This is a genomic window from Arsenicicoccus bolidensis DSM 15745, assembly GCF_000426385.1.
GTDB classification, from domain to species: Bacteria; Actinomycetota; Actinomycetes; order Actinomycetales; family Dermatophilaceae; genus Arsenicicoccus; species Arsenicicoccus bolidensis.
Genome location: NZ_AUFG01000001.1, coordinates 192,088 through 216,599, shown reverse-complemented (window position 1 = coordinate 216,599; position 24,512 = coordinate 192,088). Strand labels below are relative to the sequence as shown.

At 72.2% G+C, this 24,512-nt stretch carries 21 protein-coding genes; 11 read left to right on the top strand and 10 right to left on the bottom strand.

What is annotated here, in order from left to right:
• Positions 1-116: 116 nt before the first annotated feature.
• Genes zwf through pgl form a run of 3 tightly spaced genes read left to right on the top strand, consistent with a single transcriptional unit; the run spans position 117 to position 3,705 of the window.
• Positions 117-1,658, top strand: coding sequence for a glucose-6-phosphate dehydrogenase (gene zwf / locus K313_RS0100970; RefSeq protein WP_029210045.1), 1,542 nt, complete (start codon positions 117-119; stop codon positions 1,656-1,658).
• Positions 1,655-2,941 (top strand): glucose-6-phosphate dehydrogenase assembly protein OpcA, encoded by a 1,287-nt coding sequence (locus K313_RS0100965; RefSeq protein WP_029210044.1) that lies wholly within the window; start codon positions 1,655-1,657, stop codon positions 2,939-2,941. The genes zwf and K313_RS0100965 overlap by 4 nt, the downstream gene beginning before the upstream one ends.
• Entirely contained in the window at positions 2,938-3,705 is a 768-nt protein-coding gene (gene pgl, locus K313_RS19530) for a 6-phosphogluconolactonase (protein ID WP_034250896.1), read from the top strand. Before K313_RS0100965 ends, pgl begins: the two co-directional genes overlap by 4 nt.
• A gap of 123 nt (positions 3,706-3,828) precedes the next feature.
• On the opposite strand, the gene K313_RS0100955 is transcribed toward pgl, so the two are convergent.
• From K313_RS0100955 to hemE, 3 genes are all read right to left on the bottom strand, one after another.
• Positions 3,829-4,179, bottom strand: coding sequence for an RNA polymerase-binding protein RbpA (locus tag K313_RS0100955; protein WP_019284787.1), 351 nt, complete (start codon positions 4,177-4,179; stop codon positions 3,829-3,831).
• Between the two features lie 119 nt (positions 4,180-4,298).
• Positions 4,299-4,544 carry a preprotein translocase subunit SecG gene (secG, locus tag K313_RS0100950; RefSeq protein WP_019284786.1) on the bottom strand — a complete coding sequence of 82 codons (246 nt, stop codon included), beginning with the start codon at positions 4,542-4,544 and terminating at the stop codon, positions 4,299-4,301.
• Positions 4,545-4,637: 93 nt separating this feature from the next.
• The gene (hemE, locus tag K313_RS0100945) at positions 4,638-5,699 is read right to left on the bottom strand and encodes a uroporphyrinogen decarboxylase (RefSeq protein ID WP_029210043.1); all 1,062 of its coding nucleotides are present in this window, start codon (positions 5,697-5,699) and stop codon (positions 4,638-4,640) included.
• Positions 5,700-5,778: 79 nt separating this feature from the next.
• On the opposite strand from hemE, the gene K313_RS24070 reads away from it, so the two are divergent.
• The 7 genes from K313_RS24070 (at position 5,779) to K313_RS0100910 (ending at position 14,780) form a co-directional block, all read left to right on the top strand.
• On the top strand, positions 5,779-6,360 hold the full coding sequence (locus tag K313_RS24070; protein ID WP_020424448.1) for a DUF3000 domain-containing protein: 582 nt from the start codon (positions 5,779-5,781) through the stop codon (positions 6,358-6,360).
• Positions 6,361-6,466: 106 nt separating this feature from the next.
• Entirely contained in the window at positions 6,467-7,057 is a 591-nt protein-coding gene (locus K313_RS0100935) for a response regulator transcription factor (RefSeq protein ID WP_019284784.1), read from the top strand.
• A 52-nt stretch (positions 7,058-7,109) separates the two neighbouring features.
• Complete coding sequence (locus tag K313_RS0100930; protein WP_029210042.1) at positions 7,110-8,360, top strand: HRDC domain-containing protein; 1,251 nt, start codon at positions 7,110-7,112, stop codon at positions 8,358-8,360.
• Positions 8,361-8,507: 147 nt separating this feature from the next.
• On the top strand, positions 8,508-9,740 hold the full coding sequence (locus tag K313_RS0100925) for a thiolase family protein (RefSeq protein WP_029210041.1): 1,233 nt from the start codon (positions 8,508-8,510) through the stop codon (positions 9,738-9,740).
• Positions 9,737-11,854, top strand: a complete 2,118-nt coding sequence (locus K313_RS0100920; RefSeq protein ID WP_029210040.1) for a 3-hydroxyacyl-CoA dehydrogenase NAD-binding domain-containing protein — start codon at positions 9,737-9,739, stop codon at positions 11,852-11,854. Before K313_RS0100925 ends, K313_RS0100920 begins: the two co-directional genes overlap by 4 nt.
• Positions 11,855-12,063: 209 nt before the next feature.
• Entirely contained in the window at positions 12,064-13,593 is a 1,530-nt protein-coding gene (locus K313_RS0100915) for a UDP-N-acetylglucosamine 1-carboxyvinyltransferase (protein WP_029210039.1), read from the top strand.
• 224 nt (positions 13,594-13,817) lie between these two features.
• A complete protein-coding gene (locus K313_RS0100910) occupies positions 13,818-14,780 on the top strand; it encodes a DUF808 domain-containing protein (RefSeq protein ID WP_019284778.1) in 963 nt (320 codons plus the stop codon).
• A 44-nt stretch (positions 14,781-14,824) separates the two neighbouring features.
• Here K313_RS0100910 and K313_RS0100905 read toward each other — a convergent pair whose 3' ends face one another.
• The 3 genes from K313_RS0100905 to ahpC all read right to left on the bottom strand — a co-directional run bounded on the left by K313_RS0100905 (position 14,825) and on the right by ahpC (position 18,116).
• Positions 14,825-15,733 (bottom strand): LysR substrate-binding domain-containing protein, encoded by a 909-nt coding sequence (locus K313_RS0100905; protein WP_029210038.1) that lies wholly within the window; start codon positions 15,731-15,733, stop codon positions 14,825-14,827.
• A gap of 10 nt (positions 15,734-15,743) precedes the next feature.
• Positions 15,744-17,324, bottom strand: a complete 1,581-nt coding sequence (ahpF, locus tag K313_RS0100900) for an alkyl hydroperoxide reductase subunit F (RefSeq protein WP_313534803.1) — start codon at positions 17,322-17,324, stop codon at positions 15,744-15,746.
• A 228-nt stretch (positions 17,325-17,552) separates the two neighbouring features.
• Positions 17,553-18,116: an alkyl hydroperoxide reductase subunit C gene (gene ahpC, locus K313_RS0100895; RefSeq protein WP_019284774.1), complete on the bottom strand. Its 564-nt coding sequence runs from the start codon at positions 18,114-18,116 to the stop codon at positions 17,553-17,555.
• A 190-nt stretch (positions 18,117-18,306) separates the two neighbouring features.
• Between ahpC and K313_RS0100890 the strand changes: the two genes are divergently transcribed.
• Positions 18,307-20,358, top strand: coding sequence for a M3 family metallopeptidase (locus K313_RS0100890; protein WP_019284773.1), 2,052 nt, complete (start codon positions 18,307-18,309; stop codon positions 20,356-20,358).
• Positions 20,359-20,393: 35 nt separating this feature from the next.
• Here the strand turns inward: K313_RS0100890 and K313_RS0100885 are convergent, their stop codons facing one another.
• The 4 genes from K313_RS0100885 to K313_RS0100870 form a co-directional block, all read right to left on the bottom strand.
• A complete protein-coding gene (locus K313_RS0100885) occupies positions 20,394-21,092 on the bottom strand; it encodes an HAD family hydrolase (protein ID WP_029210036.1) in 699 nt (232 codons plus the stop codon).
• The gene (locus K313_RS0100880; RefSeq protein ID WP_019284770.1) at positions 21,085-22,074 is read right to left on the bottom strand and encodes an LLM class F420-dependent oxidoreductase; all 990 of its coding nucleotides are present in this window, start codon (positions 22,072-22,074) and stop codon (positions 21,085-21,087) included. The genes K313_RS0100885 and K313_RS0100880 overlap by 8 nt, the downstream gene beginning before the upstream one ends.
• Positions 22,075-22,122: 48 nt before the next feature.
• The gene (gene dxs / locus K313_RS0100875) at positions 22,123-23,976 is read right to left on the bottom strand and encodes a 1-deoxy-D-xylulose-5-phosphate synthase (RefSeq protein WP_019284769.1); all 1,854 of its coding nucleotides are present in this window, start codon (positions 23,974-23,976) and stop codon (positions 22,123-22,125) included.
• A 91-nt stretch (positions 23,977-24,067) separates the two neighbouring features.
• Positions 24,068-24,436, bottom strand: coding sequence for a hypothetical protein (locus K313_RS0100870; RefSeq protein WP_029210035.1), 369 nt, complete (start codon positions 24,434-24,436; stop codon positions 24,068-24,070).
• Positions 24,437-24,512 lie beyond the last annotated feature (76 nt).

Genomic DNA, 24,512 nt, shown 5'->3' with positions numbered 1-24,512 from the left:
GCGGCGGGCCGCGGCGGCATACGACCCTCTCGCGGTGCGACTCCGATAACGTTGCACCGCACCCGCCCGGCCGCTGAGCGGCCGCGGGAGCACCCACCGCTGACGGGAGACCACACGTGAGCCCCACCGCAGTCACCGCCGACCACAACCCCCTACGGGACGTCCGGGACAAGCGCCTCCCCAACATCGCGGGCCCGTGCGCCCTGGTGCTGTTCGGCGTGACCGGCGACCTGTCCCGCAAGAAGGTCATGCCGGCGATCTACGACCTCGCCAACCGGGGCCTGCTGCCGCCGGGCTTCTCGCTCGTGGGCTTCGCCCGGCGCGACTGGGCGGACCAGGACTTCGGCCAGATCGTCCACGACGCCGTCAAGGAGCACGCGCGCACGCCGTTCCGCGAGTCGACGTGGAAGGCCCTCGCCGAGGGCATCCGCTTCGTGCCCGGCACGTTCGACGACGAGGAGGCCTTCGACCTGCTCGCCGAGACGGTGCAGCAGCTGGAGCGCGATCGCGGCACCGGTGGCAACACCGCGTTCTACCTGTCGATCCCGCCGGGCTTCTTCGGGCAGGTGTGCCAGCAGCTCGAGCGCAGCGGCCTGGCCGAGGCCGAGCAGGGCCAGTGGCGCCGTGTCGTCATCGAGAAGCCCTTCGGCCACGACCTCGAGTCGGCGCGCGAGCTCAACGACATCGTCGAGAGCGTCTTCGCCCCGGACTCGGTCTTCCGCATCGACCACTACCTCGGCAAGGAGACGGTCCAGAACCTCCTGGCCCTGCGCTTCGCCAACGAGCTGTTCGAGCCGGTCTGGAACTCCCACCACATCGACCACGTGCAGATCACCATGGCCGAGGACATCGGCGTGGCCGGTCGGGCCAGCTACTACGACGGCATCGGCGCGGCCCGCGACGTCATCCAGAACCACCTGCTCCAGCTGCTCGCGCTGACGGCGATGGAGGAGCCGACCGCCTTCACCGCCCAGCACCTGCGGGCCGAGAAGGAGAAGGTGCTCGCCTCGGTGCGGCTGCCCGACGACCTCGGCGCCTCGACCGCCCGGGGTCAGTACGCCGAGGGCTGGCAGGGCAGCGAGAAGGTCGTCGGCTTCCTCGACGAGGAGGGCATGAAGCCCGGCTCGACGACCGAGACCTACGCCGCCATGAAGGTCGAGGTCGACACCCGCCGCTGGGCCGGCGTCCCCTTCTACCTGCGGACCGGCAAGCGGCTCGGCAAGCGGGTCACCGAGATCGCCGTGGTCTTCAAGCGGGCCCCCCACCTGCCGTTCAACGACACGGAGACCGAGGAGCTGGGGCAGAACGCCATCGTCATCCGGGTCCAGCCGGACGAGGGCATCACGCTCCGCTTCGGCTCCAAGGTGCCGGGCGCGCAGATGGAGGTCCGCGACGTGACCATGGACTTCACCTACGGCAACTCGTTCACCGAGAAGTCCCCCGAGGCCTATGAGCGGCTCATCCTCGACGTCCTGCTCGGAGCGCCGTCGATGTTCCCGCGCAACGAGGAGGTCGAGCTGTCCTGGGGCATCCTCGACCCGGTCGAGGAGTACTGGGCGGCGAACGGCCGGCCCGAGCCCTACCCGAGCGGCACGTGGGGACCCGCCAGTGCCGACGAGATGATGGCCCGTGACGGCCGCGAGTGGAGGATGCCGTGATCATCGACCTGCCCAACACCTCGACCTCCGCCCTCACCAAGAAGCTCGTCCAGATCCGCAACGACAGCGGAGCCATGGCCCTCGGCCGGGTGCTCACGCTCATCATCGTCGTGGACGAGGACCGGGCCGAGGAGGCCATCGAGTCGGCCATCGAGGCCTCGCACATGCATCCGTGCCGCGTGGTCGCGCTGGTCCACGGCAACCGCCGGGGCTCCAGCCGCGTCGACGGGCAGATCCGTATCGGCGGGGACGCCGGGGCCTCCGAGGTCGTCGTGATGCGTCTGTACGGCGAGGTCAACGGCCACGGCGAGGCGCTCGTGCTGCCGCTGCTGCTGCCGGACTCCCCCGTCGTCGGGTGGTGGCCCTGCGATGCGCCCACCGACCTGGCGAGCGACCCCGTCGGCGCGATGTGCCAGCGTCGCATCAACGACTCGGCCGTCGCCAAGAACCCGCACGCCGAGCTCAAGCGCCGGGCCAAGAACTACGCCCCGGGCGACACCGACCTCGCCTGGTCCCGCATCACCTTGTGGCGGGCCCTGCTCGCGGCGGCGCTCGACCAGCAGCCCTACGAGCCGGTCACAGGCGCGGTCGTGGTCGGCGGCATCGACTCCTCCGCCACCGACCTGCTCGCGGGCTGGCTCGCCGAGGCCCTGGACGTGCCGGTGACGCGAGGCCGCAGCCCCCAGGGCTCGGGCCTGATCAGCGTCCGCCTCGACCGACCCTCCGGCCCCCTGGACCTGGTCCGGCCCGAGGGCACCACCATCGCCACCCTCTCGCACCCCGATCAGCCCGTCCGCCGGGTGGGGCTCACGCGCCGGTCCGACGCGGACTGCCTGACCGACGAGCTGCGCCGGCTCGACCCCGACGAGGTCTACGAGCTCGCCCTGGTCGAGGGGCTGCGGCGCGTGACCGACCGGTCCTCGCTGGCGAGCGCCCTCGTGCGGGCCGGCAAGGCGCCGTCGCCGGACGAGGCGCGCCTGATGGCCCGCCGTGCCGGCGAGAGGTCGCGGCAGACGTCCAGCGACATGGTGACCGTCGACACCGAGCGCGACCAGGTGGTGGCGACCGACAAGGCGACGGACTCCGAGGTCGGGCACCGTGCCGAGGGGCAGAAGCGCATCGGCAGCCGCGTCTCCGACGGGCCGACGGTCGGCCAGGGCAGCGCGCCGGCCGCGGAGGCATCCGCGACCAAGAAGCCGGCCGCGACGAAGTCGTCCGGCTCCAGGTCCACCACCACGAAGTCGTCCACGAAGAAGTCCACCGGCAAGAAGGCATCCTCATGACCTCGCAGGTGATCGTTCACCCCGACAAGGCGACCCTCGCCGCCGCCATCGCCGCCCGCCTCGTCACGGCGATCACGGACGCGCAGGCCCAGCACGGCGAGGCGCACGTCGTCCTCACCGGCGGCTCGATGGGCAACGCCTTGATCGAGGCGCTCGTCGACTCCCCCGCCGCCCCTGCAGTCTCGTGGGAGCTCGTGCACCTGTGGTGGGGCGACGAGCGGTATGTCGACCGCGAGTCCGCAGACCGCAACGCCACCCAGGCGCGCGAGGCGGGGCTCGGCCGCATGGACGCGTTGGGGCTGGACCCCGAGCACGTCCACGAGATGCCCGCGATCGACGATCCCGAGGGCGACGACATCGGTGCGGCGGCCGAGCGCTACGCCGCCGAGCTCGCGCGGGTGGCGGGGACGTCGGACCGCGGGGGCGAGGGCGCACCGACCTTCGACGTGGTGATGCTCGGCGTCGGCCCCGACGCGCACGTCGCCAGCCTCTTCCCCGGCAAGGACACGCTCGGCCTCACCGACCGCACCGTGGTGCCCGAGGAGGACTCGCCCAAGCCTCCGCCGGCCCGGCTGTCGCTGACGCTGCCGGTGCTGTGCTCGGCCGACGAGGTGTGGCTGCTGGTCGCGGGCGGCGACAAGGCCCAGGCCGTCGCGGCTGCGACCGGAGGGGCCGACGTGAACGAGGCGCCCGCCGCCGGCGTCACCGGTCGGCGCCGGACGCTCTGGCTGGTCGACGAGGCCGCTGCCGCCGACCTGCCCTGATCGACCTGCCCTGATCGACCTGCCCTGTTCGAGCTTGCCTGACCGGCCGACCCGCCCCGGGCCGCCCGACGATGGTGGTCGGCGACCGGGGCGGGACCTCTGCTACGTGATCCGGCCGCGCTGCTACGTGATCAGGCCGCGGCGCCGCAGACCGGCGAGCGCCTCGTCGAGCAGCGCCTGGCCGTCGGCGTCGCTGCGTCGTTCCTTCACGTACGCCAGGTGGGTCTTGTAGGGTTCGGTGCGCGGCGGGTTGGGTGGGTCGTCCGGGTCGAGCCCGGCGGGCAGCCCGCACCGCTGGCAGTCCCACTCGGCCGGGACGTCGTCGCCGGCCTCCTGCGAGAAGGCCGGGCGGGTCTCGTGACCGCGGGCGCAGTAGTAGCTGATGACGAGCCGCGGCGCGGACTCGCCGCGCTCCACCTCGCCCATGGGGCCTGCTCCGATGCGGCTGCCCCTGATGGCGTTACCACCCGACATGGGTTTCTCCTCGAGCTACCGGTCCCGACTGGCTGCAGGACCGGGGCGGGCCCAGGTGCCCGCAAGTGCGTGGGAGGGCGGCTCCGCAGGGAGCCGCCGGCTCCGGTGAGCGGCTGCCGTCAGCCGCTGAACCGCTGGATCAGCCCGAGCGCGACGACGCACGCGAACCAGACGATCGCGACGGCGATGGTGAAGCGGTCGAGGTTGCGCTCGGCCACGCTGGACCCGCCCAGGGTGTTGGACACCCCGCCGCCGAACATGTCGGACATGCCGCCGCCCTTGCCCTTGTGGAGCAGGATCAGCAGGGTCAGGAAGAGCCCGCCCAGGACGAGCAGCACCTCGAGGACGATCTTGACTACGGTCATGCGGCAACCATCTGTCGGGACGGCCCGGTGGTGGGCCGTCGGGCGGGACGGGTCGTGAGCGACGTCCGGCGGGACCGGGCGCGAGCACCCATGCTACCGGCCCAGCTCGTGGACGAGCTCGACGACGCGGGTGATCACCGTCGGATCCGTGCTGGGCAGGACCCCGTGACCGAGGTTGAAGATGTGGCCCGGAGCCTCGCGGCCCTCGTCCACGATGCGTCGGACCTCGCGCTCCAGGGCGTCCCAGGGCGCGAAGAGCAGCGCCGGGTCGAGGTTGCCCTGGACGGCATACCCCGGTCCGAGGCGCTCGACGGCGTCGAGGAGGTACACGCGGTAGTCGACGCCCACGACGTCGGCCCCGGCCGCTCCCATCGCCGGGAGCAGCTCCCCCGTACCGACCCCGAAGTGGATGCGCGGCACGTCGGTCGCCTCGGCCACCGTGCGCAGGACGGCGGCGGAGTGCTCCTGCACCTGCGCCTCGTAGGTGCGGCGGGGAAGGGCCCCGACCCAGGAGTCGAACAGCTGGACGGCGGAGGCCCCGGCCTCGGCCTGCACCCGCAGGAAGGTGCCGGAGATCTGGGCGAGCCGGGCGCACAGGTCGTGCCACAGCTGCGGGTCCCCGTGCATGAGGGCCTTGGTGCGCTCGTGGTTCTTGGACGGCCCACCCTCGACCAGGTATGACGCCAGGGTGAACGGCGCTCCGGCGAACCCGATGAGGGGCGTCCCACCGAGCGCGGCGACGGTCTGGCGGACCGCCTCGGTGACGTACGGGACCATGTCCGGGCTCAGCTCCGGGACCCGGTCCAGGTCGGCCCGGGTGCGGAACGGCTCGGCCATGACCGGTCCGACGCCGGCCACGAGGTCGACGTCGACCCCCACGGCGGCCAGCGGCACCACGATGTCGCTGAAGAAGATCGCGGCGTCGACGTGGTGACGGCGCACGGGCTGCAGGGTGATCTCGGTGGTGAGCTCGGGGTTGCGGCAGGCCTCGAACATCGTGGTGCCCTCACGCACCGCGCGGTACTCCGGGAGGGAGCGACCGGCCTGGCGCATGAACCACACCGGGGGGTGGGGCACGGGCTGACGGCGGGCGGCGCGCACGAGGAGGCTGTCGGCCGGGGTCGAGGGAGCCGGGCTGGCTGCAGGGGTGTCCACGCGCACGATCCTCGCACGACCGACCGGGCGGTCGGCGCGCCGCCCGGGCCTCGCGTGGTCGTCCGCATAGCCTCGTGAGGTGGCCGATCGACCCCTCACGGACGACAGCGCGCGCCGGTTCGACGCGGTGCTCGCCCGGCTGCGCGACGCCCGGCGTCGGCCCGAGGTGCTCGTCGAGGAGGTGCCTGCGCCCGGGCGGCTGGCACCCTTCTCCGTGGCCCTGGCCGCCGACGTCGTGCCCGACCGGCGCACCGACGAGGACGTCGCCTCCGGCCGGTTCGTCGTGCTGTACGACCCGTCCTCCCCCGAGCAGTGGGAGGGGCAGTGGCGGGTCGTGACCTTCGCCAAGGCCGCGCTGGAGACCGAGCTCGCCGGCGACCCCGCCCTCGGGGCGGTGGGCTGGACCTGGCTCGAGGACGCCATCGCGGACGCCGGGGCGAGCGCGATCGCCCTGGCCGGCACCGTCACCCACGTGGTGAGCGAGCGGTTCGGTGAGCTCGAGGGCGAGGCGACGACGGTCGAGATGGAGGTCCGCGCCTCGTGGACGCCGGTCGACGACGACCTGGCGGCACACTTCGAGGCCTGGACCCAGCTGCTGTGCACGTTGGGGGGACTGCCCCCGCTGCCGGAGGGCGTCGCCCTGCTCACCTCGCGTCGGTGACCACGGGCAGTCACGACAGTTCGGCCAATCTCACCCGTTCGGCACTAGTCCTGTTCTACAGTCTTCAACATCAGCACTGTCGTGCAGGAGAGACGGAGGGGGCACCGTGAGCGTCATCACCAAGAACGCCCGGATGGCACGCCCGCAGCCCATCAGCGCCATGGTCATCTCGGCGGGGCCGCACACGGGGGCCATGGTGCGCCGCGCGCTCGGCCGCATCACCGAGGGGCACATCATCGAGGCGCAGACCATCGAGCGCGCCCGCATCGTGGCGCGCGAGGTGCCGGCCGGCGAGTTCTGCATCGCCGACCTGACCCTGCCGGACGGCTCCGGCATCCCGCTCCTGCACGAGCTGCGCGCCCGGGGGTGGCGTCGCACGATCGTGCTGTCGGACTCCGAGGACCCGATCTACGTCCGGGGTGCGCTCAAGACCGGTGTCCGGGCCTACATCCGCACCGGCGGACAACCGCCGGCCGGTCCGGGGACCCGGGGAGCCGGCAACGAGCAGTTCTCCGCCCGCGAGGTCGAGGTCCTGCAGCTGGTGTCGCAGGGCAAGACCAACAAGGAGGTCGGGGCCTCCCTCGGCCTCTCGGCCCTGACGGTCAAGAGCCACCTGGCGCGCATCGCCCGCAAGCTCGGCACCGGCGACCGGGCCGCGATGACCTACACCGCGCTCCGCCGCGGCCTCATCACCTGACCGCCGGGACGTCGCCGCGGGACACCTCTCGCGGGGCGTTAGGTTGGAGGGCGTGACGGACCTGACCTCGACCGACGACCCCACCGCGGACGCTCCTGCGGAGACCCCCGAGCCCCGCCTGGTCTCGGCGCCCGCCGAGCCGCTGCGGCCCGTGGTCGAGGACGAGCGCCGGTTGCGGGAGCTGGTCGCCTCCGTCGCCGACGGGCACGGCCCGATCGCCATCGACGCCGAGCGCGCCTCCGGCTTCCGCTACGGGCAGAAGGCCTACCTCGTGCAGCTGCGCCGGGCCGGGTCCGGCACCTGGCTGATCGACCCCGTCATGTGCCCCGACCTGTCCGAGCTGCAGGACGTGATCGCCGACGTTGAGTGGGTGCTGCACGCCGCCACCCAGGACCTGCCGTGCCTCGCGGACCTGGGGCTGCACCCCACCCGGTTGTTCGACACCGAGCTCGGCTCCCGGCTCGCCGGCCGGCCCCGCGTGGGACTGGCCGCCGCGATGGAGCACTACCTCGGCATCACCCTCGCCAAGGAGCACAGCGCCCAGGACTGGTCCACCCGGCCCCTGCCCGAGCCGTGGCTCGTCTATGCCGCGCTCGACGTCGAGGTGCTCGTGGACCTGCGCGACGCCGTCGACGAGGACCTGCGCTCCCAGGGCAAGTCTGGCTGGGCCGCCGAGGAGTTCGAGGCCCTCACCCACTTCCGCGGACCGGCGCCCAAGGTCGACCCGTGGCGCAAGACCTCCGGCCTGCACAAGGTCCGCACGCGGCGCGGCCTGGCGGTCGTGCGCGAGCTGTGGGAGACCCGGGACCGCCTGGCCCAGGACCGGGACTGCAGCCCCGGACGTGTGCTCGGCGACGCCGCGATCGTCGAGCTGGCCCTGCCGTCCGGCGCGGACGGCCCCCGCCGCACCCCCCGCGCCGTGCAGCGCAACCCGCAGGTGTGGCTCGCCGCCGTGGACCGCGCGATGCTCCTGCCGGAGGACGAGCTGCCGGCATACCACCTCCCCAGCGAGGGACCACCCCCGCAACGTGCCTGGGCCGACAAGGACCCGGTCGCCGCGGCCCGGCTCGGCGCCGTCAAGGAGCTCGTCACCGGGCTGAGCGCCAGCGTGAGCATCCCTGCGGAGAACCTCCTCACCCCCGACACGCTGCGGCGCGTCATCTGGGCGCCCCCGGAGGACGAGTCGGCCCACGGCTTCAGCGAGATCCTCCTCGACCTCGGAGCCCGACCGTGGCAGGCGGCCCTCGTCTCCCCGCTGCTGGCCGAGGCCGCGTCGGACAACCCCTATCCCCCGCGGGCCTAGGCCGGAGGACGGGGTTCGGCGCGTGGGTCCCGTCACGTGGGGCTCGGCACGTGGGTCCCGTCACGTCCCGGCGCGCTGGTGCTGACATCGGGATTACCCGCAAGTAGCATCCGACGGGTACCGATCACCTCGACCTGGGAGGCCACCGTGCCCCGCACCCTGCACGAGGTCGTCTTCGTCGACGGCGTCCGCACGCCGTTCGGCCGAGCCGGGGACAAGGGCATCTATGCCCAGACCCGCGCCGACGACCTGGTCATCGCCTGCATCCGCGAGCTCGTCCGCCGCAACCCGTCCCTGCCACCCGAGCGCATCGGGGAGGTCGCCGTCGCGGCCACCACCCAGATCGGCGACCAGGGGCTCACCCTCGGCCGGATGGCAGCGCTGCTGTCCGGACTGCCCAGCACCGTCCCGGGCTACTCGATCGACCGCATGTGCGCCGGTGCCATGACGGCCGTCACCACGTCCGCCGGGTCCATCGCGATGGGCGCCACCGATGTCGTCGTGGCCGGAGGAGTCGAGCACATGGGACGGCACCCGATGGGTGAGGGCGTCGACCCCAACCCGCGGATCGTGTCCGAGCGGCTCGTCGACGAGTCCGCGCTGGTCATGGGCAAGACCGCCGAGAACCTCCACGACCGCTACCCGAGCCTGACCAAGGAGCGCAGCGACGCCTTCGCCGTGGGCTCGCAGCGCAAGCTGGCCGAGGCCTACGCCGCCGGCAAGGTCCAGCCCGACCTGGTCCCGGTCGCGGTCCGCTCCGCGGAGCAGGGCTGGGGCCTGGCCACGGCCGACGAGCCGCCCCGCCCCGGGGTGACCATGGCGGACCTGGCCACGCTCAAGACGCCGTTCCGTCCTCACGGGCGGGTCACCCCCGGCAACGCCGCCGGGCTCAACGACGGCGCCACCGCCTGCCTGCTCGCGTCCGAGGAGGCCGCGACCGAGCTGGGGCTGCCCGTCAAGATGCGGATGGTCACCTACTCCTTCGTCGGGGTCGAGCCCGAGGTCATGGGCTACGGCCCGGTCCCGGCCGCCGAGAAGGCCCTCGCCCAGGCCGGCCTGAGCATCGAGGACATCGGGCTGTTCGAGCTCAACGAGGCGTTCGCCGTGCAGGTGCTGGCCTTCCTCGAGCATTTCGGCATCGCCGACGACGACGCCCGGGTCAACCCCTGGGGTGGCGCGATCGCCACCGGCCACCCGCTCGCCTCGTCCGGCGTCCGCCTCATGACCCAGCTGGCCGCCCACTTCGCCGAGCACCCCGAGGTGCGCTACGGCATGACCGCGATGTGCATCGGCATCGGCATGGGCGGCGCCGTCATCTGGGAGAACCCGCACCACGCCGACTACCGCCCGTCCACCGACCCGCAGGAGCAGCAGCGATGACCGACACCGACCTGCTGGCAGCCTTCGACGACGAGGTCGTCACCCACGCGCTCGAGCGCGACGTCCAGCTCCCCGGCGGCGTCGGGACCATGGCGCTGATCACCCTCGACAACGGCCACGACCACACCCGCCCCAGCACCTTCGGCCCGCGCGGCCTGCTGGAGCTGCGCGACGTCCTCGACCGCTGCGCCGAGCGCGCCGCCGCCGGCGAGATCGCCGCCGTCGGCGTGACCGGCAAGCCCTTCGTGTTCGCCGTGGGGGCCGACCTGACGGGCGTCCCGCGCGTGACCGACCGCGAGCAGGCCGTCGCCATGGGCCTGCTCGGGCACGAGGTATTCTCCCGGCTGTCCTCGCTGGGCGTCCCGTCCTTCGCCTTCGTCAACGGCGCGTCCATGGGCGGCGGCGTCGAGATCGCCCTCGCCTGCGACTACCGCACCGTCAGCTCCTCGGTCCCCGCCGTCGCGCTCCCCGAGGTCTTCCTGGGCCTCGTGCCCGGCTGGGGCGGCTGCTGGATGCTGCCCAACCTCGTCGGCGTCGAGGGCGCCCTCACGGTCGTGGTCGACAACCCGCTGTCCAACAACCGCATGCTGAGCGGTGTCCAGGCGGCCCGCCTGGGGATGTACGACGAGGTGCTCGAGCCCGCGGACTTCCTCGCTCGCTCCGTCGCCTGGGCGGCGGACGTCCTCACCGGCGCCGTCACCGTCGAGCGCCCCGAGGTCGACCGCGACGAGTCCCGCTGGGACGCCGCCGTCGCGGCGGCCCGGCGCACCGTGACGCAGCGCACGGGTGGCCGGTCGCGGGCGGCATACCGCGCCCTGGACCTGCTGGCGGCGGCTCGCACGACGAGCCGCGAGGAGGGCTTCGCGGCCGAGGACGAGGCCCTCGGCGACCTGCTCATGAGCGACGAGCTGCGCGCCGGGCTCTACGCCTTCGACCTGGTGCAGAAGCGGGCCAAGCGACCCGCCGGTGCCCCCGACAAGGCGCTCGCGCGCCCGGTGACCAAGGTGGGGATCGTCGGGGCCGGCCTGATGGCAAGCCAGCTGGCGCTGCTCTTCGTCCGGCGCCTCGAGATGCCGGTCGTCATGACCGACCTCGACGAGGAGCGGGTCGCCAAGGGAGTTGGCTACGTCCACACCGAGATCGACACGCTCGCGGCCAAGGGTCGGCTGAGCGCCGACCAGGTCAACCGCTACAAGGCCCTCATCACCGGGGACACGTCCAAGGACGGCATGGCCGACGCCGGCTTCGTCGTCGAGGCGGTCTTCGAGGAGATGTCGGTCAAGCAGCAGGTGTGGGCCGAGGTCGAGGCCGTGGTCTCGCCCGAGTGCGTGCTCGCCACCAACACCTCGTCGCTGTCCATCACCGAGATGGCCTCGCGGCTGCAGCACCCCGAGCGCGTGGTGGGCTTCCACTTCTTCAACCCGGTCGCCGTCATGCCGCTGCTCGAGATCATCTCGGGCGAGCGCACCGACGACGCGACGCTGGCCACGGCCTTCGCCGTCGGCAGGACGCTCAAGAAGACCACCGTGCTGTGCGCGGACTCACCGTCCTTCATCGTCAACCGGCTACTCGGTCGGTTCATGTCCGACATGGCGCGCATCGTCGACGTCGGGACGCCGGTCGACGTGGCGGACCAGGGCTTCGCAGGGGTCGCCCCCATGCCGCCGTTCGTCCTCATGGGCCTGGTCGGTCCGGCCATCGCGCTGCACAACAACGAGACGCTCGCCGCGGCCTTCCCCGACCGGTTCTACGTCTCGCCCAACCTGCGTCGCGTGGTCGAGGCGGGCAAGCGTGGCTACTACACCAAGGTCGACGGGCGCACGGTGCTGGACCCGGAGGTCCTGGCCCTGCACGAGACGCCGGCGGACCCTGAGGTCCTGACCGCGGAGCAGGTGCGCGAGCGCGTGCTGGCGGGCCTGGCCGAGGAGGCCCGGATCATGCTGGACGGCGGCGTCGTCAGCGCCCCCATGGACCTAGACCTGGCCATGATCACCGGTGCCGGCTTCCAGTTCTGGAACGGCGGGCTCACGCCGCTGCTCGACCGGACCGGCACGTCGGAGCGCGTCACGGGGCGTCGCTTCCTGCCCGCGGGGGCCGCCGACGCAACCCGCTGACCGAGCGACGGGTTCACCGGTCCGGCCAGGCTGCGTGGCAGCATGGTCGGACCGGTCCATCGACGCCGGCGCACCGTCCGGGCGGCCTGCGCACGAGCAACGACCGTCGTCGGGGGACGTCACCGCGCTCCTCGCCGTCTGCCCTGGTGCCACTCCGAGGAGGCGGACGAATCCGGGCGAGCGGCTCTCGCTGACCTACGATGGAAGGCATGACTGATGGCTACCTCCGCCGCATCGGCACGCTCGTCCGCGAGGCGCGCGTCCGACGCGGGTTCACCACCCAGGACCTCGCCGAGCGGGTCGGGATGACCGGCACCGACATCGAGCAGATCGAGGCGGGCGACCACGACCTGAGCCTCGACGTGCTGGCCGCCCTGGGCAAGGAGCTGGAGGCCGAATTCGTCTCCATGGGCCACTCCGGGCCCCAGCACCTACGCATCGAGGGCGGGCGTCGCCTCGCCGGGTCGATCGAGGTGCGCACCTCCAAGAACGCCGCCGTCGCGACCCTGTGCGCCTCCCTGCTCAACAAGGGCACGACCACCCTGCGCAACCTCGCCAAGATCGAGGAGGTCAATCGGATCCTCGAGGTCCTGAGCAGCATCGGCGTCCGCACCGAGTGGGTCGACGGCGGCAACGACCTGCGCATCACGCCCCCCGCCACCATCGACCTTGCCTCGATGGATGAGGCCGCGGCCAAGCGCACCCGCACGATCATCATGTTCCTCGGCCCCCTCCTGCACGAGTTCGACGACTTCTCCCTGCCGTATGCCGGAGGCTGCGACCTCGGCACCCGCACGGTCGAGCCCCACCTCATCGCCCTGCGCCACTTCGGGCTCGCCGTCGAGGCGACCCAGGGGGCCTACCAGGCCGAGGTCTCCCCCGACACCTGGCCGCGCCGGGCGATCGTGCTGACGGAGCGCGGCGACACCGTGACCGAGAACGTCCTGATGGCCGCTGCCCGCTACGAGGGCGAGACCGTCATCCGCAACGCCTCGCCCAACTACATGGTCCAGGACCTCTGCTTCTTCCTCCAGGAGCTCGGGGTCGAGGTCGACGGCATCGGGACCACCACGCTGACGGTGCGGGGCGTCCGCGAGATCGACCGCGACGTCGAGTACTCCCCCTCGGAGGACCCGATCGAGGCCATGTCCCTGCTCGCCGCCGGTGTGGTGACCAAGTCCGAGATCACCATCAAGCGGGTCCCCATCGAGTTCATGGAGATCGAGCTCGCGACCCTCGAGACCATGGGGATGCGCTACACCCTGTCCGAGGAGTACCTCTCGGGCAACGGCAAGACCCGCCTGGTCGACCTGACGCACGTGCCTGGGCCGCTGACGGCGCCGCGGGACAAGATCCACCCGCTGCCCTTCCCAGGGCTCAACATCGACAACCTCCCGTTCTTCGCCCTCATCGCGGCGACGGCCGAGGGCACCACGATGATCCACGACTGGGTCTACGAGAACCGCGCGATCTACCTCACCGAGCTGACCCGCGTGGGCGGCAACGTGCAGCTCCTCGACCCGCACCGGGTGATGATCAGCGGGCCGACCCGCTGGCGTCCGGCCGAGGTGGTGTGCCCGCCCGCGCTGCGTCCCGCCGTGGTCGTGCTCCTGGCGATGCTGGCGGCCCCGGGCACGTCGGTGCTGCGCAACGTCTACGTCATCAACCGCGGCTACGAGGACCTCGCCGAGCGGCTCACCGCCCTCGGTGCGGGCGTCAGCACCTTCCGCGACATCTGATCCGCCGGGCGACGGGCCGGCGGCGGCACCGCGTCGCCGGCCCGTCGTCCGGTCCGCAGCATCGCGCCCGGCGAGGGTCCGCGCCACGTATCGTGGGGCGGGCCCTTCTCGACGCCCTGCGCGCCCTCGTGCCCCGCGCACTCCCTGCGCACTCCCAACGCCCCTCCCGTGCTGTGCTCGCTCTAGACTCCCCTCGCACCCATCCCGACCCTCGGAGGACCTCCATGGCCGGCGGACTCGCTGCCCTGCTCGACGACATCGCCACCATGGCCAAGCTGGCCGCCGCCTCCGTCGACGACGTCGGCGCCGCCGCCGGGCGGGCCAGCGCCAAGGCCGCCGGCGTGGTGGTCGACGACACCGCGGTGACGCCGCGCTACGTCACCGGGTTCACGCCCGACCGCGAGCTGCCGATGATCAAGAACATCGCGATCGGCTCGCTGCGCAACAAGCTGCTCTTCATCCTGCCGGCGGCCCTGCTGCTGAGCCAGTTCGCGTCGTGGGCACTCACCCCCCTGCTGATGCTCGGTGGCACCTACCTGTGCTTCGAGGGCGCGGAGAAGATCTGGGAGAAGGTCTCGGGCCACGGGCACGACGCCGACGAGGCGACGGCGACCATGAGCGGGGAGGAGGCCGAGGGGACCATGACGTCCGGCGCCATCCGCACGGACTTCATCCTGTCCTCCGAGATCATGGTCATCGCCCTCAACGAGGTCGCCAAGGAGGCCTTCTGGACCCGGGCCATCACGCTGGTGATCGTGGCCATCTTCATCACGCTCGGCGTCTACGGCTTCGTCGCCCTGATCGTCAAGATGGACGACATCGGCCTGCACCTGGCCAAGCAGAGCAACGGCGCGTCGCAGTCGATCGGCAACGGCCTGGTCAAGGCGATGCCCGTGCTCCTGCGCTGGCTGGCGATCATCGGCACCGTGGCAATGCTGTGGGTCGGTGGCCACATCCTGCTCATGGGGGTCGACACGCTGGGCTGGCACCCGCCGTACGCCTTCGTCCACCACCTGGAGGAGGCCGTCAAGCACGCGACCGGACCGCTCGGCGGGGTCCTGGGCTGGCTGACCAACACCATCTGCTCGGCGATCGTGGGGCTGGCGGTCGGGGCGGTGATCGTGACGATCCTGCACCTCGTCAAGCGCGGCAAGGGCGAGCCGGCCGAGGGCCACGCCGCACACTGACCGACGAGGCAGCGCGGACGGCTGGACCGACCCGCAGCCGCGCGTCAGAGCGGGGTGACGAGCCCGGCCGGCAGGCGGCCCAGCACCTCGGCCACCTCGTCGAGGAGGGGCGCCTGCACGCTGCTGCGCCGCCAGACCATCGCGATGTCGCGGTGCGGCGCCGCCCCCACGAACTCGCGCAGCACGACCCCGTCCGGGTTGCGGCTCGGCGGCGACACGGCCAGGCGCGGCAGCAGGGTGGTGCCGACGCCTGCGGCGACCATGTGGCGCAGTGTCTCCAGGCTGGTGGCCTGGAAGCCGGACTGCTCCCGGGCCCCGGCGGTCTGGCAGACGTCCAGCGCCTGGTCCCGCAGGCAGTGACCCTCCGCCAGCAGGAGGAGGTCCTCGCCGGCGAGCCGCTCGGCGGGCAGCCTCCCGGTCTCGCCCGCCAGCTCGTGGTCGGCGGGCACCGCGAGCAGGAAGTCCTCACGGAACAACGGCCGCACGTGCAGGGCGTCGTCCACGACCGGCAAAGCGATGAGAGCGGCGTCCAGCGTGCCCGCCAGCAGCTGCTCGCGCAGCTCACCGGTCTTGGCCTCGGTGAGCAGCAGCTCGGCGTCCGGCAGCCGCTCGCGGAGCGCCGGCACCACGTGGGGCAGCAGGTAGGGCCCCAGCGTGGGGAAGAACCCCAGCCGCAGCCGCCCCGCCCGGGGGTCCCGGGCGGAGCGGGCGATGTCGCGGATGTCCTGGGCCTGCCCCAGGATCGACCTGGCCCGCTCGACCACGCGCTCCCCCGCGCCCGTCAGCAGCACCTGGCGGGTGCCGCGCTCGACGAGGTCCACGCCGAGCTCGGTCTCGAGCTTCTTGAGCTGGGTGGACAGGGTGGGTTGGCTGACGTATGCCGCAGCGGCCGCCCGGCCGAAGTGCCGGTGGTCCGCCAGGGCGACGAGGTACTCCAGGTCTCTGAGGTTCACGGGGGACCCGTCAGGCCATCGCCGGGGACGGGGCCGAGGTGCGGATCAGGTGGTCGAAGGCGGACAGCGCGGCCGTCGCTCCGGCGCCCTGCGCCACGACGATCTGCTTGTAGGGGACGTTGGTGCAGTCCCCGGCGCCGAGGACGCCCGGGACCGACGTGCGGCCCATCGCGTCCACGACCAGCTCGCCGCGCTCGGTCAGCTCGACCGCGCCCTTGAGCCACTCGGTGTTGGGCAGCAGGCCGATCTGGACGAAGATCCCCTCGAGCTGCAGCTCCTTGGCCTCGCCGGACGCGCGGTCCTCGTAGCGCAGACCCGTGACCTGCTTGCCGTCGCCGACGACCTCGGTGGTCCGGGCGGACAGGATGACGTCGACGTTGGGCAGGCTGTGCAGCTTGTCCTGCAGGACCTGGTCGGCGCGCATCTCGTCGAGGAACTCGATCAGGGTGACGTGGCCGACGACGCCGGCCAGGTCGATCGCGGCCTCCACGCCGGAGTTGCCGCCGCCGATGACGGCGATGCGCTTGCCCTTGAACAGCGGGCCGTCGCAGTGCGGGCAGAAGGTCACGCCCTTGTTGCGGTACTCCTCCTCGCCGGGCACGCCCATGTGGCGCCAGCGCGCCCCGGTGGCGAGCACGACGGAGCGGGCCTGCAGGGAGGCGTCGCCGAACTTCACCGTGTGGTAGCCACCCTCGGTGTCGGCAGGCACGAGCTCGGTGGCCGCCGGGCCGGAGACCACGTCGACGTCGTACTGGCCGACGTGCTCCTTGAGCGCGTCCGCGAAGCGCGGACCCTCGGTGTAGGACACGGACACGAAGTTCTCGATCGCCATCGTGTCGAGCACCTGCCCGCCGAACCGCTCGCCGACCAGGCCGGTGCGGATCCCCTTGCGGGCGGTGTAGATGGAGGCGGCGGCGCCGGCCGGGCCGGAGCCGACGACGAGGACCTCGTAGGGCTCCTTGCCGTTGAGCTTCTCGGTCGCCCGGTCCACCGCGCCCGCGTCGATCCGGCCGAGGATGTCGGCCATCGTCATGCGGCCGGAGTCGAACAGCTCGCCGTTGACGTAGACGGTGGGGACGGCCTTGATGCCGTGCTCCTCGATCTCGTCCTGGAAGAGCGAGCCCTCGACGGCGGTGTGCTTGATCCGGGGGTTGATGACGGACATGGCGTTGAGGGCCTGGACCACCGTGGGGCAGTTCTGGCAGGACAGCGACATGTAGGTCACGAACTCGAAGTCGCCGTCGATCGCCGCGACCTGCTCGATGGTCTCGGCGTCCTCCTTGATCGGGTGCCCGCCCACCTGCAGCAGCGCCAGGACGAGCGACGTGAACTCGTGGCCGAGCGGGATGCCCGCGAACTCGACGCCCACGTCGGTGCCCGCGCGCTCGATGCGGAAGGACGGACGACGGCTCGAGGTGCCGTCCGTGCGCAGGCTGACCAGGTCCGACAGCGCCGCGATCTCCTCGAGGAGCTGACGCATGTCGCCGGCCTTGGGTCGGTCGTCGAGGGACGCGACCAGCTCGATCGGCTCCTTGACGTTGACGAGCAGGGACTTGACCTGGGTGGTCATGGCGGCGTCGAGCACGGGCACGGGACACTCCTTGGATCGCGTATGACGAGACGGCGGCGGGGTGGGCGCGCGACGCAGGTGCTGCGCGGCGCCGAGGTGAGGTCAGGTGGGGTAGATGCGCGGGGTTGGGGTGGGCCGGACGGCGGCGGCGGGTGACCGGGGTCCGGCCACCCGCCGCGGCACGTGGTGGTGCGTCGGCGAGCGGGTGGGCTCGCCATACGACCTGCTCGGGAGACTCCCGAGGTGAGGTCAGATCTTGCCGACGAGGTCCAGGCCGGGGGTGAGGATGGCCTCGCCCTCTTCCCACTTGGCGGGGCAGACCTCGCCCGGGTGGGCGGCGACGTACTGGGCGGCCTTGACCTTGCGCAGCAGCTCGGTCGCGTTGCGACCGATGCCCTCGGCCGTGACCTCCATGAACTGGATGGTGCCCTCCGGGTCCACCAGGAAGGTGGCGCGGTCGGCGAGGCCGGCGCCCTCGCGCATGTTCTGGAAGTTGTTGGTGATCACGCCGTTGGCGTCGCCGAGCATGTAGTAGTCGATCTTGCCGATCGTGTCGGACGTGTCGTGCCAGGCCTTGTGCACGAAGTGCGTGTCGGTGGACACGGAGAAGACCTCGACGCCGAGCTTCTGCAGCTCCTCGTAGTGGTCCGCGACGTCACCGAGCTCGGTCGGGCACACGAAGGTGAAGTCCGCCGGGTAGAAGAAGAAGATGGCCCACTTGCCGAGGACGTCCTTCTCGCTCACGTCGACGAACTCGCCGCTCTTGAAGGCGGTCGTGGAGAACGGGAGGATCTTGGTGTTCATGAGGTTCATGCGTGCTCCTTGGCTACGGTGCTGGTGGGAACTGCCGATATACAACCTATATGAATCGACCCGGAAACGAAAGTCAGAGTCGATCGTTTGTGTGCATGTGGTGCATAGGCGCCGTCAATGCGGGCGCACCCACCACGCTAGTGCGCGGGCCCGGCGACACGGACCCCGGGGATGGGATTGACTACGAGGCATGACGCGCACCAACCCCCTGCTCTCGCCCTCGGCCCTCCCCCACCACCTGCCGCCCTACCCGGACCTCCAGGACGAGGACTACCGCGAGGCGATCCTCGAGGGCATGGCCGAGCAGCTGCGCGAGCTGGACGCCGTCGCCACCGACCCGTCGGCGCCGACCGTCGAGAACGTCGTCGAGGCCTGGGAACGCTCCGGACAGACCCTGCGCCGATCGATGGACGCCTTCTGGCCCGTGGCGGCGGCCGACACCAATGCGCGCCGGGACGCCATCCGCGCCGAGCTGGCCCCGCTCCTGGCGGCCCACGGGGACGCGATCATGCTCGACCGCCGGCTCTACGACCGGCTCCTCGCCCTGCGGGCGCGGGTGGACGCCGGCGACATGACGCTGGACGAGGAGACGGCGTGGCTGCTCCACGAGGCCGTCCGGGGCTACGAGCGGGGCGGCATCGCCCTCGACGAGGCGGGGCAGTCCCGGCTGCGGGCGATCAACGCCGAGCTCGCCACGCTGGCGGCCGAGTTCAACGAGCGCGCCGTGGCCGGACGCAACGCCGCCGCCGTGCACGTGACCGACCAGGACCGGCTGGCGGGCCTCGACGAGGCCGACCTCGAGGGTGCCCGCGCCGCCGCCGAGGCGCGGGGTCTCGACGGCTGGCTGGTCGAGCTCGTCAACACCACCGGGCAGCCCCGGCTCGCCGTGCTCGCCGACCGGTCGCTGCGCGAGGAGCTGCACCACGCCTCGGTGGGCAGGGGGCTCGAGGGCGAGCACGACACGCGGGAGCTCGTCGTGCGGACGGCGCGGCTGCGGGCGGAGAAGGCCGCCCTGCTCGGCCACGAGCACTACGCGGCCTACGTCGCCTCCGACGGCTGCGCGGGGTCGACCGAGGCGGTCATGCAGATCCTCACCCGGGTGGGGCCGGCCGCGGTCCGCAACGCCCGCGCCGAGGCCGAGGTCCTGCAGGAGCGGCTGCAGGAGATCGAGCCGGGCGCCGTGCTCGAGCCCTGGGACTGGGCGTATGTCGCGAACCTCGTCCGCGGCGAACGCTACTCGCTGGACGAGAGCCTCCTGCGCCCCTACCTCGAGCTCGAGCGCGTCCTCCACGAGGGCGTCTTCGCGGCGGCCACCGCGCTCTACGGCATCACCTTCCACGAGCAGCCGGAGCTCGTGGGCTACACGGCGGACGCCCGGGTCTACGAGGTGCGCGAGCCGGACGGCGCGGTGCTGGGTGCCGTGGTCCTGGACCCGTGGACCCGGCCCGGCAAGCAGGGTGGCGCCTGGATGACCTCGCTGCTGGACCAGAGCACCCTGCTCGGGCACCGCCCGGTGGTCACCAACACGTGCAACCTGTCCCGGCCCGCCCCCGGCCGTCCCACGCTGATGTCCTGGGACGAGGTGATCACGCTGTTCCACGAGTTCGGGCACGACCTGCACGGGCTCCTGTCCGACGTGCGCTACCCGTCGCGGTCGGGCACCGCGACCCCGCAGGACTTCGTCGAGTTCCCGAGCCAGGTCAACGAGATCTGGGCCTGGGACCCTCAGCTGCTCGCGCGCTACGCCGTGCACCACGAGACCGGCGAGCCGATGCCCGCGGCGTGGATCACGACCCTGCTCGACGCCCGGCACTTCGACCAGGGCTACGAGATGACCGAGTCGTATGCCGCGATGCTGCTCGACCAGGCCTGGCACCAGACCCCGCTGGACCGGCTCCCGTCGTCCGTCGACGAGGTGGAGGCCTTCGAGCGGGCGGCGCTCGAGCAGGCCGGCATGGCCTTCGACCTGGTCCCGCCGCGCTACCGGTCCACCTACTTCTCGCACGTCTTCGCGAGCGGGTACGCCGCCAGCTACTACTCCTACATGTGGTCCGAGGTCTACGACGCGGACACCGTGGCGTGGTTCGAGGCGAACGGCGGCCTCTCGCGCGAGACCGGCGAGCGCTTCCGGCGCGAGCTGCTGGCCCGCGGCGGGTCGCTGGACGTCACCGAGGTCTACCGCAGGTTCCGCGGGCAGGACCCCGACGTGCAGCACCTGCTGGACCGGCACGGCCTCGACTGACCTCAGGTCTGACCGCAACGGTCGGAGGCCTGGCGCTAGGAGCGTCCGGCCACGTCGTCGGGCACCGCCCGCGCCACCTGCCCCAGCAGGGACGAGTCGAGGTGGGCCAGCAGGTCGGCGGGGTCGTCATACACCTCGTCGGCCCCGGCCTCGAGCAGCTCGGCCCGGCCGATCCCGCCGCAGGTGACCATGATCGACCGCAGGCCGGCGCGCTCGGCCGCCGCGACGTCCCACACGGTGTCCCCGACGACGACCGTCTGCTCCGGGTCGAGGCCGTAGCGCTCGACCGCCACCGTCAGGAGGTCCGGCTCGGGCTTCGCCTCCTCGACGTCGCCGCTGGTCGTGGCACCCGCGAGGACGTCCTCCGAGACGCCGATCGCCGGGACCATCCAGTCGAGGTCACCCTCCTGGCCGCTCGTCGCGAGCACGACCAAGAGCCCGGCGTCGTGGCAGGCGCGCAGCAGGTCCGCGGCGCGGGGGAAGGCGGTGAGGTCGGCCTTGAGGGGCTCGTACTCCTCGCTGTGCCGGTCCACGGCCTCCTCGTCCTCGCCGCCGGTGAGGTGGCGGACCAGCCCCGCGCTGGCGATGCCGATGGCCGAGTGGCACTGCTGCATGGTGATCTCGTCGTGGCCGGTCGCGCGCAGCGCCCGCCACCAGGCGAGGGTGTGCAGGTAGTTGGTGTCGAGCAGGGTGCCGTCGACGTCGAAGAGGACGCCAGGTCGCAGGTCAGCCACGGGAGGCCTCCCGCAGCCGCTCCAGCAGCGGTCCGGCGGCCTGCTCCAGGAACGCGTCCTGGGTGTCGCCACCGATCTGGACGAGCGCGACGTCGGTGAACCCCGCCTCCCAGTAGGGGCGCACGCTCTCGACGATGGCGTCGAGGTCAGGTCCGCAGGGGATGCTCTCGGCGACGTCCTCGGGCCTCACGAACTGCGTGGCGCCGGCGAAGCCCGCCGTGGTCGGCAGGTCGGCATTGACGTCCCACCCGCCCGCGAACCACCGGAACTGCTCGTGGGCGCGCTCGACGGCGGCGTCCTTGCTGGGGTCCCAGCTGATGGGGATCTGCCCGATGGCCCGGGCGCCGGCGCCGATGCTCGGCTTGCCCGGCAGGTCGTCCCACGCCGCGATCAGGTCGGGGTCCGGCTCTGTCGCGACGAGGTGGTCGGCGAAGGCCGCGCAGCGCTCCAGCGCCTTGGGGCCGCCCGCGGCGAGCGCGATGTCGACGCCCTCCTCTGGCAGGTCCCAGATACGAGCCGAGTCGACGCGGTAGTACTCGCCGTCGTACGTGACCAGCTCGCCGGAGTGCAGCTCGTGGATGATCTCCATGGCCTCGGCCAGCATGTCCTGGCGGGCGGAGACCGCGGGCCAGCCCGCACCGACGACGTGCTCGTTGAGGTTCTCCCCGGAGCCCAGCCCGAGCGTGAACCGGCCGTCGGCCATGATCTGGACGGTGGCCGCCTGCTGCGCCACGACCGCCGGGTGGTAGCGCAGGATCGGGCAGGTCACATAGGTCATGAGCTCGACGCGCTCGGTGACGTGCGCGACGGCACCGAGGACGCTCCAGACGAACGGCGCGTGACCCTGGGCGCTCAGCCAGGGGAAGTAGTGGTCGCTGGCGACCTCGAGGTCGAAGCCGACGTCCTCGGCCTTGCGGGCGAAGCGGACCAGGTCCTTGGGACCGGCCTGCTCGGTCATCAGGGTGTAGCCGAATCGGGTCATGGGACAGGCATACCCGTGGGTGCCGGGTCGGTAGACCTCGGCTGGTCCTCAGGCGAGCAGCGTCTCGGCGATCGCGTCGGGGGTGAGCCCGATGGCCGCGAGCACCTGCCCGCGGGAGGCGTGGTCGAGGAACTCCTTGGGGATCCCGAAGGGTCGCACCGGCGCCGTGACGCCGGCCTGCTGCAGCGCGAGCGTGATCGCGGAGCCCACGCCGCCGGAGACGAGGTTGTCCTCGATGACGACGACCTGGTCGGCGCGGCGAGCCTCGTCCACCACGTCGTCGCTGACCGGGAGCGCCCACACTGGGTCGACGACCCGGACGGACCGGCCGGCGTCCTCGAGCCGGGTGGCCACGCCCAGGGCGGTCGGCACCATGGAGCCCACCGCGACCACGAGGGTGTCGACGTGCTCCTCCCCCGGGCCGTGCAGGACGTCGACGGTGCCGCGCTGCTCGAGGGCGGGGATCGGCGCGGGCGGGTTGCCCTTGGCGAAGCGGATGATCGAGGGGGCGTCGGTGATGTCGACCGCGCGGCGCAGCGCGAGGTCGATCTGCTCGCCGTCGCGGGGGGCCGCGAGGTGCAGCCCCGGCACGACGTTGGCCAGGGTCATGTCCCACATGCCGTTGTGCGACGCGCCGTCCGACCCGGTCACGCCGGCCCGATCCAGCACGAAGGTCACGCCCGCCCGGTGCAGCGCACAGTCCATGAGCAGCTGGTCGAAGGCGCGGTTGAGGAAAGTCGAGTAGATCGCCACGACCGGGTGCAGCCCGGCGTAGGCCAGACCCGCGGCCATGGTCACGGCGTGCTGCTCGGCGATGCCGACGTCGATGACCCGCTCGGGGAACTTGAGGGAGAAGTCGCGCAGCCCGACGGGGATGAGCATGGCGGCGGTCAGGGCCACCACGTCGTCGCGCTCCTGGCCGAGGGCGACCAACGAGTCGGAAAAGTCGTCGGTCCAGGAGCGGCCCGACACCTCGAGGGGCAGGCCGGTCTCGGGGTTGATGACGCCCACCGCGTGGAACTGGTCGTCCGCGTGCTGGCGGGCGGGGCGGTAGCCCTTGCCCTTCTTGGTCAGGACGTGGACCAGCACCGGCGAGCCGTAGCCCTTGGCCTGGCGCAGCGCCACCTCGAGGGCGTGCTCGTCGTGCCCGTCGACCGGACCGACATACTTGATGCCGAGGTCCTCGAAGAGCCCCTGCGGCGCGACGATGTCCTTGAGACCCTTCTTGATCCCGTGCAGGGTCTCGAAGGCGGGGCGCCCGACCACGGGAGCCCCCGAGATGGCGCGCTTGCCGATGCTCAGCATCCGCTCGTAGCCCTGGGTGGTGCGCAGCGTCGACAGGTGCTCGGCGAGCCCGCCCGTGGTGGGGGCGTAGGACCGCTCGTTGTCGTTGACGACCACGACGAGGGGCAGGTCCTTGCGGGCGGCGATGTTGTTGAGCGCCTCCCAGGCCATGCCGCCGGTCAGGGCCCCGTCGCCGATGACGGCGACCGTGTGCCGCTGGCGGTCACCCGTGAGCTGGTGGGCGATGGCGATCCCCTCGGCCCAGGACAGGGAGGTCGACGCGTGGGAGTTCTCGACCACGTCGTGCTCGGACTCGGCGCGGGACGGGTAGCCGGAGAGCCCGCCCTGGGCGCGCAGGGCCGAGAAGTCCTGCCGCCCGGTCAGCAGCTTGTGGACATAGCTGATGTGTCCGGTGTCGTAGACGATCGTGTCGTGCGGCGACTCGAAGACGCGGTGCAGCGCGATGGTCAGCTCGACGACGCCGAGGTTGGGGCCGAGGTGCCCGCCCGTCCTGGCCACCTGGTTGACCAGGAACTCCCTGATCTCCGCCGCCAGGGCGGGGAGGCGAGAGGCGGGCAGCCGACGCAGTGCCGTCGGGCTGGTGATGGTCGAGAGCACACCTTGAGCCACGAGTGGATCCGACTCCTTCGGAAGAGGACGCGACTTGCGAGTCTAGACCAGCGGATGGTCCCGGACGGGCGGGGCGGGCTCAGAGCCGGGGCACGAACCGGCGCCCCTGCATGGCCTCGTGCACGAGGTGGACGCTGCGCGCCGTGGCTCGCAGGCGCACCCCCTCCGCCTCGAGGTCGGCCATGACGTCGCGGAGCGCCTCGGGGGGCAGCTCCTCGCCCAGCGCCACCCGCACCTGGCGGTAGGCCTGCCGCATCGCGGCGAGCTGGGCGTCCACGTGCTGCACCGCCACCCAGGCGAGCGCCTGCGGGTGCCGGCGCCACGACGCGTAGCCGCGGAAGTCGGCCGGGCACTGGTCGAGCAGCCACGGGACGGCGTGCTCGCGCCAGCCCTGGCTCTCGGGCGGCGGGATCTCCCCGGGCCAGCCGGGTGGGACGTGCGCGGTCATGGGACCAGTGTGCCGCGGGCCTCTGACAGACCCTCGGCGGCGGGACGCCCGGGACGTGGTCGTCCCCGCCGATCGT